Source organism: Natrialba hulunbeirensis JCM 10989 (assembly GCF_000337575.1).
GTDB classification, from domain to species: domain Archaea; phylum Halobacteriota; class Halobacteria; order Halobacteriales; family Natrialbaceae; genus Natrialba; species Natrialba hulunbeirensis.
Genome location: NZ_AOIM01000019.1, coordinates 1 through 13,219, shown reverse-complemented (window position 1 = coordinate 13,219; position 13,219 = coordinate 1). Strand labels below are relative to the sequence as shown.

The following is a 13,219-nucleotide window of genomic DNA, read 5'->3' as shown; positions in this document are numbered from 1 at the left end:
CGGTGACGGTTTTCGACTCTATCGTCTGAGAAATCGCTCGAGCCGGCTGGATCGCGTCGACTCTGCCTCCGAATCCGATTTGCGTTCCTTCTCCGTCATCTCTACCGTTTCTGTCTTTTCTGCCTTCTCTGGCTCCTTTGCCTTCTCTGCCGTCTCTACCGTCGATTCCGTCTGTCTCCGTGTTCCAAAAACCGTCGATTGCAACGACTGTCGTCGACTGTCGTCTCCGTTTACGGATTCCCGGTCTCCACTCGAGTCCGACCCTGGCTTCACTGCTGACCACACGCTGCTGGCCAGCCAGCGAAGCCAGTTTCGCGGCCCACCGATACGCTTGACGAGATACGTCGGGAAGTAGAGTGCGATCGCTCCAAGCAGGAAAAAACCGATGCCGGCGACGATGCGGTCCGTTCGAACGAACTCGAAACCGACGACGAACATCGGCCCCGCCATCGAGAGTCCGGCGGCGATCTGGAGCATGCTGAAGATGCCTGGTCCCTTCATGGCTTCCCTCGCGCGTACATCTCTGCGTTCATACCCGTACCTCCCTGATTCGTCGTGACTCCATGACTCGCCTAGCCGTCGAACGGCAACTCAGGCTCGAAGTCGATCGCCTCAACGGCCGCCTCTAACACTGTCTCGACGTTTTCGCCCGTCTCGACGCTCATCTCGTAGTCCGCGTCCAACGCATCGAGCAGGCTCTCATCCCACGCCTCCGCGCGGTCTACCTTGTTCGCGATCGTCAACACTGGCACCGTCTCGAACTGCGCCGCGATCGAGTCGCGCAACTCGAGTTGGGATGCCAGCGGATAGCCACACTCGGCGCTGGGATCGACCATCACGAGCATGCAGTCGGCGAGGTGTTCGATGGCGCTGACGGCCTGGGATTCAATCTCGTTGCGCTCCGCCGGTGGTCGGTCGAGCAGGCCGGGGGTGTCGACGATCTGGTGGCGGATGTGCTCGTGTTCGAAGTGCCCGACGCCGATTCCCTTCGTCGTGAACGGGTAGGAGGCCGTCTCGCCGCGGGCGCTCGTGACGTCGTTGACGAACGAGGACTTGCCGACGTTCGGGTAGCCGGCGACGACGATCGTTGGCTCCTCGGGGTTGATCTCGGGCAAATCGCGCAGATCGTTTCGCGATTTGTTGATGTACAGCAGTTCGTCGTCGACCTGCTCGACGATGTCCGCGAGTCGGGCGAACGCCTGTTTGCGGTGCTTGCGGGCGGTGTCGATATCGGTCTTGCGGAGCCGCGGCTGGTACTCGTTGTGGATCTCGCGGGCCTTTCGGCTAGCCCACATCGTCTCCGAGAGCGCCTGTCGTAGCTCGTCGACGTCGACGATCGCGTCCGCGAGTTCGTAGTAGAACGGGTGGACGTCGTCCTCGTACTCGAAGTCCGGCCAGGCCGTGACGACGTTCTCCAGGTTGTCCGAGATGATATTCGCCGCGGTCTGGAGCATCGACTGCTGGGCCTCGAGGCCGCCTTTGGCCTTGCCGGCCCGCGCTGCCCGCGAAAACGCCTTGTCGATCAGCTCTTCCGACGTGGGCGTCGTCGGAAGGTCTTCGAAAATCATGCTCACAGATAGAACGCGCGGTCTTAAAAGGTCGTTCGTTATGCGGCGAGCGCTTATCCGTTCACGACGCGAAGAGAGACACGATGACTAACTGGCGCGCGGTTATTATCGGGTTCCTGGTCGCAACGGTCCTGAGCGTGGTCGGCGTGGTCGTTCCCGGCATCGGACAGCTCGTTGCCGTCCTGTTCGGCGGCTTCGTTGCGGGTTACCTCGCCGGCGGCGGCCTCGGCAGTGGCTTCTGGCACGGACTGCTCGCCGGTGCGTTCGGCGGACTCGTCGGCGGCACGCTCATCGCCCTCATCGTCGCGGTTTCGGGCTGGGCCGCCGGGCCGATCGGCGGTCTCTTCTCCGGCGTCGCCGGCCTCGGTATCCTGCTCGTCGCGCTCGCCATCTCGTTCGTGATGGCACTCGAGAGCGCCATCGCTGGCGCGGTCGGCGGCGTGCTCAATCCGAACCCGCGCCGGTAGCGGACGCGTTCGGAACCAATCGAGTGCGAGCGCGTTCGTAGATCGCACCGCTCAGACAGCCGAGGGGGAGCGTGAACCAGACTGTGAACGTGGCTGCAACGATCGCGATGAGCGCGGTTAGCGGTGCAGCGTTCCGCAGAACCGCGTCCGATCCGTCGGTCGCGTGGAGTCCGACAGCGAGCAGGAGGACGATCGCGAACGAGACGAGGTGGAAGTACTTTTGCTACAGATTACTGTCTACAGTGCGATAATTCACTCTGTCGGTGAGATAACTGCAACGTAGACAAAGCCACTCATCGTGCCGATAGGCACTGCTGCCCACCACGCTTCTATGAACGCAAAATAGATGACGCCCCATGAGAAGACGGCTGCTCTGAGAGGGGACGCACCCGAAAGCACCTCAGGTACCGTCACCAGTATTCCGAACAAGAGGAGGGCAACGCCGTAGGTTGCGAACACACCCAGAAATCCACACACCAATCCACTAACAGGCGAGGTCGGCGTCACGATTTTCCACCCAGCATATCCGATAGCGAAAGCGGCAGGGACAACGAACGGAAGTGCCAGAGCAGCTACCGCGATATTGACGAAATCTGCTGTTGCATCCAGTCCAACCGAACCGACCACTGTGGAGATTCCGGCGTAGAATATTGCCGCACAAATCGCTGCGCTCGCACCCGCGTATCCCGCTCCGACAGCGTGATTTTCGGCCTTCGGAAGTCGTCCGGGTCCGTACCGCTTGCAGCCGGCTGCCAGCCTGTCGATTCCGCGTCCGAGGTCGGCGCTGCGGCGGGGTGGCAAGCTCATACGGATCTCTTCAACGAATTGTCGCAAAAATGTTCGGTTGCGTTTCGTGGCTCGTCACCGTTGTGGTTAGCTCGCTGCCATCTCTCGGCAGCTTTCGGCACACTCCGGCAGGATCTCCGCACAGGCCTGGCAGTGGTCGTGGTCGTGCTATTCGCACTCCTCGGCACACTCCTCACAGAGGTCCGCACAGAGTTCGGCGAGGTCACGGTGGTAACCCGAGTTCCGCGCCATCCAGCGCGCGTGTAGCGTCGCGACGTCCGCAACGTCCCGGCAGAGCCGGATACAGCGGGCCATTCCCTCGCCTTCCTCGGCGCAGGCGTCTGCACACCACTCACAGACCTGTGCGGCTTCGAGACAGTTGTCGACACACTCCTGCATGTGGTCGTCCGCATGTGGAAGCTGGTCGAGTGCCATCGGTGAACGGACATCGGCACTGCTCATCAACGCCCGATGGGCGTTTGCAAGGCGTAATCAGCAGGTCAGTATGCCAACGAACCAGCAACTTAGCGCCGTGCCTCGAGTTCCGCCTCGAGATCCTCGATCTCCATGTCCTTCATCGAGAGCAACACGAGCAGGTGGTAGACGATATCCGCCGCCTCGTAGGCAATTTCCTCCTCGTCGTCGTCCTTCGCCGCGAGAATGAGTTCCGTCGTCTCTTCGCCGAGCTTCTCGAGTACCGCGTTCTCGCCCTTCTCGTGGGTGAACAGCGAGGCGGTGTAAGAGTCCTCGGGCAGCGTTTCCTTGCGATCTTCGATGACGGCGAACAGCTCGTCGAGCGTATCGTCCATTTACAATTCACCGGAGACGTTGCGGATGTCTTCTAACTCCTCGAACTTCTCGCTGTCGTCTCGGCTGTCCTCGAAGACGGCCTCCGAGACCTCGATCGAGGCGTTCGTTCGTGCGGCGAGCGCGAGCGAGTCGCTCGGCCGGGCGTCGATGACGGTCTCGCCGCGGGGGGTCGCCACGTGGAGGTCAGCGATGTAGGTGCCGCCCTGGCCGTCCTCACGGTTTTCGATCTCGCTGACGACGACGCGGTCGATTCGACTGCCCAACTCTTCCATCACATCGAGCAACAGGTCGTGGGTCAACGGCCGACCGATATCTTCGGCTTCGAGGCCGCGAGCGATGCTCGAGGCCTCGTTGAATCCGATGAAGATGGGGACCACGTCGTTCTTGCCGTCGATCTCGAGGACGACGACGGGGACCGGTCCCTGCGGGGTGCCGGCAACGCGAACCGCGTCGATAGATGCCTGCATAGCCCTAGCGACGGCGGCCGGGAAGAAAAACGTGCCCGGTTGCGAACGCATACCCGCGCTGTGTCGGTGGGTACTCCTATGCGGACTCCGACGCCGGTAGCGCCGCCTCGTCGTTCTCGAAGAACGCCAGTCCGTGGATCCGGCTATCTGGCGTTAGCTCCGGATGGAACGAAGTCCCCACGACCGGCCCGTCTCGCACCGCTACCGGTCGTCCGTCCCACGTCGCGAGCACCTCGGCCGATCCCGCGTCCGCGATCGCCGGCGCGCGGATGAACACCGCCGGAAACGGCTCGTCATCCGCGAGCCCCGCTACGTCGAGCGGCGCTTCGAAACTGTCCTTCTGTCGGCCGAAGGCGTTTCGCTCGACCGTCACGTCGAGCAACTCGAGTTCGTCCACGCGCTCGTCGCCGGTGTCGGCCGCGGCGACGATCAGGCCGGCGCAGGTGGCGAACAGCGGTTTGCCGGCCGCGACGTGGTCCTGAATTTCGGGTGCGATGCCGTCGTCGTGGAGTAATCGTGAAATCGTGGTGGACTCGCCGCCGGGCATCGCGAGGAAGTCACAGTCGGGGACGAGTCCCGACTCGCGAATTTCGCGGACCTCGACGTCGCGTCCGTGGGTCTCCGCGGCCCGCTCGATGGCTGTGACGTGTTCTGCGACGTCGCCCTGCACGGCGACGACGCCCGCCTGAAGTGTCATGGCTGGCGGTAGGGAGACGAGGGTCAAAAATGGCGCGCACGGCGACGAAACCTGTCGCTATCGGGTACTGGACGCTATTGGCTGTCAATGTGAATACTGACGCGAAAATGGGTACCTGCGACGCTTACGAAACGAACGTCAGCAGCTGCACGAGGACGCCGATCAGGACGCCCGTCGCGATGACCGTCTTCGGGTTGATGAGAATCGCGTTCGAGTCTTCCGCGTCGAAGTACCGGACGAGGCCGGCACTGGACATCAGCCCGCCAGTGTTCTGTCCTTTATCCATACCAGTCCCTATGCGCTCCGGGAACTAAAACTTTCGACTCCCGGAGTTGCCCGTGTCCGAAGTTGCCCGTGTCTGAAGTTGGCCGTCGCCAGTCTGGGCGGCTCGTTCGGTGGGCCGACTCGAGTACCCTCGCCGCTCGGTGGTCGCTGTTCGGTTTTGGGGCTCGCGGTTCGTGGTTCGCGGCTTGCTGTCCGCTGCTCGCTGTACCATCTCATCCGCGATGGCGGCAAGCCGTCACGACTGGGAAACCCTTATGCGCCGCGCGTGGCAACTAGCGCTGAACCGTATGACTGTCACGCTCAAGGACTTCTACGCGGACTGGTGTGGCCCCTGCAAGACGCAGGACCCGATCCTCGAAGAGCTCGAAGACGACTGGGATGGTCGCTTCGATGTCGAGAAGGTAAACGTCGACGAACAGCAAGACGTCGCCAACGAGTACCAGGTACGCTCGCTGCCGACGCTGATCATCGAGAACGACGACGGCATCGTCGAGCGCTTCGTCGGCGTCACCCAACGCGAGGATCTCGAGGACGCACTCGAGTCCGCGGGCGCATAAACTCTCTGCGACTCGACTTTTCGTTTCTCCCAGACGCGCACTGTGAGCGGTTGCGCTGGAGGGTGATTTTGGGTTGTGCTGCGTCCGTCGAAACTGAGATCGCCGAAATCAGACCCACTTCACGCCAACGTCGTGCAGCTCCTCGTTGTGCTTTGCAATATTGATGACCAGCGGCGTCACACTCTCGACTTCCGCCGCGTTCGCGAGCGGCCCGGCATCGAGCGCGCGCAGCCCGTCGATCTCGTTCGTCAGATTCCGAACCGTCTCCTTCGCGTCCGCATCGTCGCCGACGAGCAGCGTATCCAGATCGAACTCGAGTTCGATGTTCGCGAGCTTTCCGGCCGCGAGGTTGTGGTACGCCCCGACGACGGGAACGCCGTCCGGTGCGCGCTGGGCGACGAGTTCGCTGACGCTGCCCGTTCCCGGCGGGTGGTAGTGCATGCCGTCTTCGTCGCCCTTCATGCCGACAGCGGGGGTGACCAGAATCGTGTCCGCGTCGAGGACGTCCGCAACAGCTTCGACGGTGTCGCCGACGTGGTACGGCGGCACGCTAAGGATCACGACGTCAGCGCGGTCTGCGGCCATCTCGTTGGCAAAGCCCTTGCAATCTGCTGTGGCGTCGTGGGACTCGAGTACCGAGTTGTATTCCTCGACGGCGTCGCGCGCTTTTTCGGGGTCGCGCGAGCCGATGAGGAGTTCGTGGTCGGTATCGCGGGCGAAGCGGAGTGCGAGTCCTTCGCCGATGTCGCCGGTACCGCCGAGTAGTGCGATTCGCATACCTGTCACTCTCGTCGGCACTCGAATAAAGGGTGCGGGGATCGGTTGATCTCGCCGTGAGTTTGCGGCCAGAGTGTTTTCAGTCGGTGGTCTCAGGCGAACACCTGCACGCTCGTCTCGGCTGTGACACCGTCGCTCTCGACGCGGACGGGGAACTGCTCGTCCTGGCTGGTTTCGTACGTCTCGTACCCGAGTGTCAGCGTCTCGCTCTCGCCGGGTTCGAGCGTCACTGTCTCGCTGTCGACACCGGTCGGGTCGTGCCCGACGACGAGTTCGACTGACGTCGTTCGCGTCTCAGTCCCGTCGTTCGTCACGGTCGCGGTCACCTCGAGGAACTCTCCGGCGTCGACGGGTGAGTTCGTTCCCTGGATCGAGAGGCCGAGTTGGTCGGTGCCCGTTCCGTCGTCATCCCCACTCTCGTCCTCGTCGTCCTCATCCCCGACTGCGTCAATCTCCCACCGCGAACTCAGTGTGGTAGCGGTGCCGTCGTCGCAGATCACCCACGGCACGACGTGACAGGTGTGACAGCCACCGTCCATCGAGAGGACCGCCGTGTCAGCGTCGCCCTCGAGTTCGGTCACGCCGAGGATACGGTCTGCCTGGGTGAGCCACCAGACGACGCGGTCGAGTCCGCCGTCCGGATCGGTCGCCTCGAGTTCGAACTCGACCTGGTCTCCCTCCTGGATCGAGACGACGCGTTCGGTCGGCCGCACGCCCTCAACGGACGGCGATGCCGCGCCGTCGTCGGTTACCTCGACCTCCCAGCGGGCAGCATAGGTTTCTTCGGCCGTCTCCCCGGGTCCGGTTGGTCCATCGTCCGGAATGACGGCCGCGGTCACCTCGTGGCTCCCGGGGTCTTCGAACTCGTGCCACCAGAAGTCTGCGCCGATCTCTTCGTAGTACTGCCACTCCCAGGCCCCGCCGACGCCGCTGGTCACGCTCTCGCCGTCGACCCACCAGATCGTCGTCTGGGACTCGTCCGGGTCGAGCGCTTCGGCCTCGAACAGCACCTCGGTGCCCGGCTGCACGGCGAGTTCGCTGTCGGGACGGGCGCTCGGCAACGCCTCGGCTGCGGTGACGGTGACCGTCTGCTCGGCGACGCCGTGTGGCGTTTCGACACGCACGGGGAACTCGTCGTCCTGCGGGACGGGGTAGGTATAGAACCCCTGCCGAATCGTCTCCGTCTCGCCAGCGCCAATCGTCATTCCGCGGCGTGTTACCTCCGTCTCACCGAACCCGACGACCAGTGTGACCTCGGTTCGGATGTCCGTCGAACCAGTATTCGTGAGTGCTGTCTCAACCCGCAGGTACTCGCCGGCGGGTACGGGCGCGTTCGTCTCGATGATCGAGACCGAGAGCGAGCCCTCGGTGTCCGTGTGTGTGTCCGTATTCGCGTTCGTGTTCGTTGTTTGCCGACGCGCGCGCGCCGTCCTGTCGCTCCACTGCACTGCGCCGAGCGTGATTCCCCCCGCTGTGAGTCCCTGAAGCAGTCGGCGTCGGGATGGCTTCGTCATAGTCGAGCGGTCACCGAGAGCGTGATAAAAGGACCCCGACCGTTTGCGGTCACAATGGCGTATTAGGTGTCGATTATCTCTCGTGCAACCGTTCGCCGATATCAGAACGGTACAGCATGTACGGCTACAGTGCTGTAGGTGGACGCTACTACTTTCTCGCATCCCGGCCGCTGCCGTCGGCTTGACGACTATTACGGTGCCTCGTCTTCGTCCGGATTCATCGCCGCGCCGAGGCCGCTGTCGTAGTCGTCCCGGTTCTCGACCTCGCGGATGCGCTGATCGACGCGATCCACGAGTTCCCGTCGCCGTTCCTCGTCGACGTCCGCGTCGTTTCCGAGCGCATCGAGATCCTCGCGGGCGGTTCGAAGGACGGACAACGCCTCGTCCTCCTCGAGTTCGGTCGCGCGATCGAGTGCTCGTCTGACATCGTCGAGCGTGCTGTCGGCCATGGACTGTCGTTCGACGGCCAGGGTGTTCAACGTGTCCGCGGTGCGCGCCGCCGTTCGACCTCCACAACCCTCTCGCTTCGCAGCCCCGAACTGAACCAGCCGTCGTAGCCCCCAAGACACTCCACCACGTGCGTCGACTCGAGTACATGTCCGATCCCGCACTCATCGCCCATCGCGGTTATGCCGGCGTCGCACCCGAGAACACAGTCGGTGCGGCCGTCGCCGCTGCATCCCGCGAGGACACCGCGATGATCGAACTCGACGTCCAGCCCGCCGCCTGCGGCACACCGGTCGTCATCCACGACAGGCGACTCGAGGGCGACCCGTCTCGCTCGCGTGCTGGCCGTCTGCTCACCGACGCCGAGGGATTCGTCTGGGAGGCCGATCTCGAGGCAATCCAGACTGCCAGCGTGCTCGGAACCGACGAGCCAGTGCCGACGCTCGCCGACGTTCTCGCAGCTGTTCCCGACAGCGTCGGGGTCAACGTCGAACTGAAACACTGCGGGGCGAACGACCTGCGCTTCGCCGAGTCGTTGGGGCCGGACGAGCGAGCGGAACGGCGTGCGCTGTGGACGCCGTTCGTCGAGCGCGTCGTCGCCGACTGCGACGCGTTCGGCGGCGACATCCTCTTTTCGTCGTTTTGCGAGGGCGCACTCGCCGCGGCTCGCGAGGTTGGCCCCGAGTACGATACTGCCGTTCTCGTCTGGGATGCACTCGAGTCCGGGATCGAACTCGCACGGCGGTACGACTGCGAGGCGATTCACCCGCCACGAAACGCGATTGCCGGTATCCCTCTCGCTGGGACTGAGTACGCAGGGTTGGGTTCCGCGGAGCCGGCTGTCGACATCGTAGAGACTGCCCACGAGGAGGGACGCGCGGTCAACGTCTGGACGGTCGAGACCTGGGTGCAGTACGACCAGCTCGCGGCGGCGGGTGTGGATGGGATCATTGCGGAGTATCCGGGACTCCAGCGTAGCCCGGACCCACTGAGCCGTTAATCGTCCCGATTGCTCGTCTGGTTTGCACGCTCTGTCTGGTCCGCGACCGGGCTCCCTGCTGCAGCCAGTTTGGACACGAAGGCAGCGCCGAGGTAGATCGGAATCGAGTAGAGGAGTAACAACACGGGGACAGCGATGATACCCGGCGTATTCGGGCCGCTGACCTCGTAGACGAGTGCCGCCAGTAGGAAGGTGATGAGCGCGAGGAACACGTCAGTCCGATCCATACTCTCCCCAGCATGGTGGGTGCCAAACAATCTTCTGGTTTGATGTTTCTCTGACGGTAAAAACTGTGCGTCTTTTCCATCGTTGGGAGCAGGTGGTACTCGAGTTCGACTCTGTTGAGATCCACAGATACTGCTCCAACGTGTGTGCTGAATACAGAGCACGAATATGGCACGATCTGAGAGCCGGTCTTCGAAGAGGAGTGATCGTCAGTGTAGAACCGTTACTTACCGATCTGCTTCTTCCACTGAATCGTCAAAAGCTGACTCAGGTAGGGTGAATTCACCCGTCTCGGGGTCTATGAAGTCCCGACCGAAGAACGACCGAAATGCCATCTTTGCGCCGATATACGTTCCAATCACGACAATCAGAAATCCGGCGATTATCGTCCAGAGCATATCTATCTGTACGTTTGACACACTAAAAGAGTGTACAACAAAGACGTGTAGTGGGGGATACTATTCAATTAGGACTAGTGAAATAAATGTGGCTGTCGTGATGCATCCATCCTCTGCATGCAGTAGCCTTGAACTACCGGAAAACGATAGTCTGCTGAACTGGTGCTGCATACAGAGTGTGAATACGGCATCTATTGAACTACCGAGAACCCCTCCCATTCGCGGTACATTCCGACTCCAATCACGAGTAATGAAATACCGACGACAATACCAGCCAGTCCGAACACCTCACTAGCACCATCTTGCCCTCCAACAAGCGTCGTGCCACCGGTGAGGAGGGCTGAGAGTGCTATTATTACCGACCCGACACCAAACTGTTTGGATCGGTTCATGCGAACATCTCTCTCCGGGTGAATTAGTGCCTTTTCACCTGTACAGCCAGACAGACTCCGTGATGAGGTTATTCTCTGTATTCAGCACATCTCTCGACTCCTGTCCCCGGTCACTGATTTCAACAGAGTTTCGTGTTCGCTGCCGTCGCCTTCTCCTCAATCCCCTCCCTCATCTCCGTCCCTCCCCTCGCTCCTGCCTTCGCCACCCACTCCACCGCTGTCGATGTCGATGTTCACACCTGTTTCGGTGCCTGCGCTACCACCTGTACCGACACCACTGTCGACGCTTGCACTCGAGAGCCCCTCGTTCGCCGGCCCCTGAAGCACCTCCCCATCCGGCGCGAACCGCGAACCGTGGCAGGGGCAGTCCCAGCTACACTCGGCGTCGTTCCACTCGACGAGACAGTACATGTGGGTGCAGACGGCCGAGGTCGCGTGCAGGTCGCCGTCGGCATCCCGCGCACACGCCACTGGTTTCCCCCCGCTGCGGATCACGGTCCCCTCGCCAGGGTCGAGCGAGCGCAGTTCGGGCGTGAGCATCGCACGGAGCCAGTCGGTCGCGAACTCGCTTACGGTGTCGACGTTCTCGGTGATCGTCTTGCCCGCCGACGCCTTCGGGGTGACCCGCATCGGATCGAACAACTTCCGTTCGGGCGGCTTGCGGCCGTCGATGAGTGCGGCCAGCAACTGGCCGGCGGCAACACCGTTCGTCATTCCCCAGCCGCGAAAGCCGGTGGCGACGTACACGTTCTGCGCCCCCGCGCCGACGCGGCCGACGAACGGCACCTTGTCGACCGGTTTGTAGTCCTGATTCGACCACCGGTAGGCGACCGATTCGACGGGGAATCGCTCGCGGGCCCACTCGAGTAGCGTGCGATAGCGCTCGACCGTCGAGCCGCCCTGGCCGGTTTTGTGGTTTTCGCCGCCGACGAGGAGGAGGTCTCCGCTGCTTCCGTCGCCCCTGCTATCGCTGTCGTCGTTCTCTCCCTCATTGTTCCCGTCATCCCCACCCCCAGCGCCGCGATACGTCCGAACAGAGCGGTAGTTGTCGCCCGTCCGGTAGTACATCCCCTCGGGTGGTTCGCCGTCGAGGCGGAGCGCGAGCACGTACGATCGTTTCGGGTGCATCCGCGCGAAGTAGCCCGCCCGGTCGAGAATTGGAAAGCCGGTCGCGAGGACGACCTGCTCGGCGGTCACCGTCGCTGACTCGGTCTGTACGCGACACGGCGTGCCGGACTCGACGCCCGTCACGCGAGTACCTTCGTAGACGGTCGCGCCGTCGTCGTCCCCCAGTACGTCCGCGATTCCGAGAAGGTACTGCCGTGGGTGGAACCATGCCTGGTCGTCAAACCGGACGGCCGCCTGGGCCCGCTCGAACGGCGGCACCGAGGTCACGAACGTCGCCGGCAATCCCGCCAACTCGGCGGCGTCGGTCTCGCGTTCGATCGTATCTCGATCGTTTCCGTAGAGGTACGAGGGCTGGCGCTCGAAGCCACAATCGATTCCGAACTCCTCAATCCGGCGCTCGACCGCGTCGATTGCCTCCTCCTGTACAGTCGCGTACTGCTTCGTCTCTCGCCGGCCGAACTCCCGTCGCAGGTAGTCGTAGATCGCTCCGTGCTGGCTGGTCAACTTCGCCGTCGACTTGCCCGTGATACCCGCTGCAATCCGGTCACGCTCGAGGACTGCAACCGTCTTCCCGCGCTCGCGCAACTCGAGTGCAGTCGAGAGGCCGGCGATGCCAGCGCCGACGATGCAGACGTCGACAGTTCGATCTGTTGTGAGCGCGGGGGCAGGTTCGCCGACTGATTCACCTGCTGAGTCGCCAGTTGCATCACCCGTTGGCCTATCGAGTGCCGCGTCGGCCGGTTCCGCGAGCCAGACGGGAGTCGGCTCGCCGGGCAGGGTGGGGTCACAGGAAAACGAGGGGTCGGGTGCGGTCATGGGACCACGCTACACCGAGCGGTGGCAAAAAACGGGCGTGCGAACCTGCCGGTTTCCGCCGACTTACTCGTCCGTGAGCAACGCAGGGAGGTCGTTGATCGATTCGAGTACCGCCGCTGCGTTTTCGTTATCGTACTTCTGTCGACCTTCTGCGCCGGTGAGGCCACCGGTCAGGACGCCGATGCCGTAGTACGCACGGCTCGGATCCGCCTCACTCGCGTTCGTCGCCGTTCGCACGTCGTCCAGCGTGTCGCCGACGAAGACGACGCTGTCGGCGTCGAAGCGCTCGGCCAGCGTCGTCAGCGCGTGCGGGTGTGGCTTGCCCTCGTCCCAGTCGTCCATCGTAAACCGGTGTTCGACCGGAATGTCGCCCGCGAGGCCGACGCGGTCGAGCGCGATTTCGGCCTCTGCCTCGGGTCGACCGGTCAGGACGCCGACCGAAACGCCTGCCTCGTCGAGCAGCCAGTTCCGCGTCTCCTCGTCGAGGATCACGGGTTCGTCGTGGATGAACCCTTCCTGACGCAGGTCGTCGTCAGGCTCGCCGCCCTCGAGTGCCTGATAGAGTTCGTCGCCGAGGTAGAGCTGCTGGAAGATGTCGCGGAGGCGCTCGCGATTCCAGCGGTCGGTGACGCGTTTCGTCGCCTGTGCGCCGATGCCGTCGCGGACGGCGCTTTCGGCGGCCTCGAGTCCGCCACCCGCAGCAGCGATTTCGTCGGTGAACGCTTCGAGCGACGCGTCGTAGCCCTCGCCGGTCGCGAGCACGTAGAGTGCGGCCGCGTAGGTTAGCTCCCAGTCGTTGTTGAAGCCGCCGGCGTCCTTGAACTGCTGAATGTCGTCCTTGCGGATCGTGGGGTCGTAGACCTGTCTCTTATACACATCTCTGAT

General features: G+C 62.9%; 17 protein-coding genes and 1 pseudogene. 3 read left to right on the top strand and 15 right to left on the bottom strand.

Annotated features, from left to right (window positions below; genetic code table 11):
- Positions 1-18 precede the first annotated feature (18 nt).
- Together C483_RS07515 and C483_RS07510 are read right to left on the bottom strand one after the other, a co-directional pair.
- Positions 19-501 (bottom strand): hypothetical protein, encoded by a 483-nt coding sequence (locus tag C483_RS07515; RefSeq protein WP_006652757.1) that lies wholly within the window; start codon positions 499-501, stop codon positions 19-21.
- 71 nt (positions 502-572) lie between these two features.
- A complete protein-coding gene (locus C483_RS07510; RefSeq protein WP_006652756.1) occupies positions 573-1,568 on the bottom strand; it encodes an NOG1 family protein in 996 nt (331 codons plus the stop codon).
- An 83-nt stretch (positions 1,569-1,651) separates the two neighbouring features.
- On the opposite strand from C483_RS07510, the gene C483_RS07505 reads away from it, so the two are divergent.
- Positions 1,652-2,035 carry a DUF5518 domain-containing protein gene (locus C483_RS07505; protein WP_006652755.1) on the top strand — a complete coding sequence of 128 codons (384 nt, stop codon included), beginning with the start codon at positions 1,652-1,654 and terminating at the stop codon, positions 2,033-2,035.
- Positions 2,036-2,287: 252 nt separating this feature from the next.
- Here the strand turns inward: C483_RS07505 and C483_RS07500 are convergent, their stop codons facing one another.
- The 6 genes and pseudogenes from C483_RS07500 to C483_RS07475 all read right to left on the bottom strand — a co-directional run bounded on the left by C483_RS07500 (position 2,288) and on the right by C483_RS07475 (position 5,081).
- Positions 2,288-2,842 (bottom strand): hypothetical protein, encoded by a 555-nt coding sequence (locus C483_RS07500; protein WP_006652754.1) that lies wholly within the window; start codon positions 2,840-2,842, stop codon positions 2,288-2,290.
- 66 nt (positions 2,843-2,908) lie between these two features.
- Positions 2,909-3,256 (bottom strand): annotated as a pseudogene (locus tag C483_RS07495) (four-helix bundle copper-binding protein).
- A gap of 89 nt (positions 3,257-3,345) precedes the next feature.
- A complete protein-coding gene (gene hisE / locus C483_RS07490) occupies positions 3,346-3,630 on the bottom strand; it encodes a phosphoribosyl-ATP diphosphatase (protein WP_006652752.1) in 285 nt (94 codons plus the stop codon).
- Complete coding sequence (locus C483_RS07485) at positions 3,631-4,098, bottom strand: bifunctional nuclease family protein (RefSeq protein ID WP_006652751.1); 468 nt, start codon at positions 4,096-4,098, stop codon at positions 3,631-3,633.
- A gap of 76 nt (positions 4,099-4,174) precedes the next feature.
- Positions 4,175-4,795, bottom strand: coding sequence for a pyridoxal 5'-phosphate synthase glutaminase subunit PdxT (gene pdxT / locus C483_RS07480; protein WP_006652750.1), 621 nt, complete (start codon positions 4,793-4,795; stop codon positions 4,175-4,177).
- Positions 4,796-4,919: 124 nt separating this feature from the next.
- Positions 4,920-5,081, bottom strand: a complete 162-nt coding sequence (locus tag C483_RS07475; RefSeq protein ID WP_004217418.1) for a preprotein translocase subunit Sec61beta — start codon at positions 5,079-5,081, stop codon at positions 4,920-4,922.
- 253 nt (positions 5,082-5,334) lie between these two features.
- Here C483_RS07475 and C483_RS07470 point away from each other — a divergent pair, with 253 nt between their 5' ends.
- Positions 5,335-5,637, top strand: a complete 303-nt coding sequence (locus tag C483_RS07470) for a thioredoxin family protein (protein ID WP_083860410.1) — start codon at positions 5,335-5,337, stop codon at positions 5,635-5,637.
- A gap of 108 nt (positions 5,638-5,745) precedes the next feature.
- Here C483_RS07470 and npdG read toward each other — a convergent pair whose 3' ends face one another.
- From npdG to C483_RS07455, 3 genes are all read right to left on the bottom strand, one after another.
- Positions 5,746-6,414, bottom strand: coding sequence for an NADPH-dependent F420 reductase (gene npdG / locus C483_RS07465; RefSeq protein WP_006652748.1), 669 nt, complete (start codon positions 6,412-6,414; stop codon positions 5,746-5,748).
- A 92-nt stretch (positions 6,415-6,506) separates the two neighbouring features.
- Entirely contained in the window at positions 6,507-7,928 is a 1,422-nt protein-coding gene (locus C483_RS07460; RefSeq protein WP_006652747.1) for a hypothetical protein, read from the bottom strand.
- Between the two features lie 191 nt (positions 7,929-8,119).
- On the bottom strand, positions 8,120-8,377 hold the full coding sequence (locus tag C483_RS07455) for a hypothetical protein (RefSeq protein WP_006652746.1): 258 nt from the start codon (positions 8,375-8,377) through the stop codon (positions 8,120-8,122).
- A 146-nt stretch (positions 8,378-8,523) separates the two neighbouring features.
- Between C483_RS07455 and C483_RS07450 the strand changes: the two genes are divergently transcribed.
- Complete coding sequence (locus C483_RS07450) at positions 8,524-9,375, top strand: glycerophosphodiester phosphodiesterase (RefSeq protein ID WP_006652745.1); 852 nt, start codon at positions 8,524-8,526, stop codon at positions 9,373-9,375.
- On the opposite strand, the gene C483_RS07445 is transcribed toward C483_RS07450, so the two are convergent.
- The 4 genes from C483_RS07445 to C483_RS07435 form a co-directional block, all read right to left on the bottom strand.
- The gene (locus tag C483_RS07445; protein ID WP_006652744.1) at positions 9,372-9,602 is read right to left on the bottom strand and encodes a hypothetical protein; all 231 of its coding nucleotides are present in this window, start codon (positions 9,600-9,602) and stop codon (positions 9,372-9,374) included. The genes C483_RS07450 and C483_RS07445 overlap by 4 nt on opposite strands.
- A gap of 225 nt (positions 9,603-9,827) precedes the next feature.
- On the bottom strand, positions 9,828-9,998 hold the full coding sequence (locus tag C483_RS20400) for a hypothetical protein (RefSeq protein WP_169331420.1): 171 nt from the start codon (positions 9,996-9,998) through the stop codon (positions 9,828-9,830).
- Positions 9,999-10,546: 548 nt separating this feature from the next.
- Complete coding sequence (locus C483_RS07440; protein ID WP_006652743.1) at positions 10,547-12,334, bottom strand: FAD-dependent oxidoreductase; 1,788 nt, start codon at positions 12,332-12,334, stop codon at positions 10,547-10,549.
- 63 nt (positions 12,335-12,397) lie between these two features.
- A partial coding sequence (locus C483_RS07435) for a TIGR01548 family HAD-type hydrolase (protein WP_006652742.1) occupies positions 12,398-13,219 on the bottom strand: 822 nt, incomplete at its 5' end.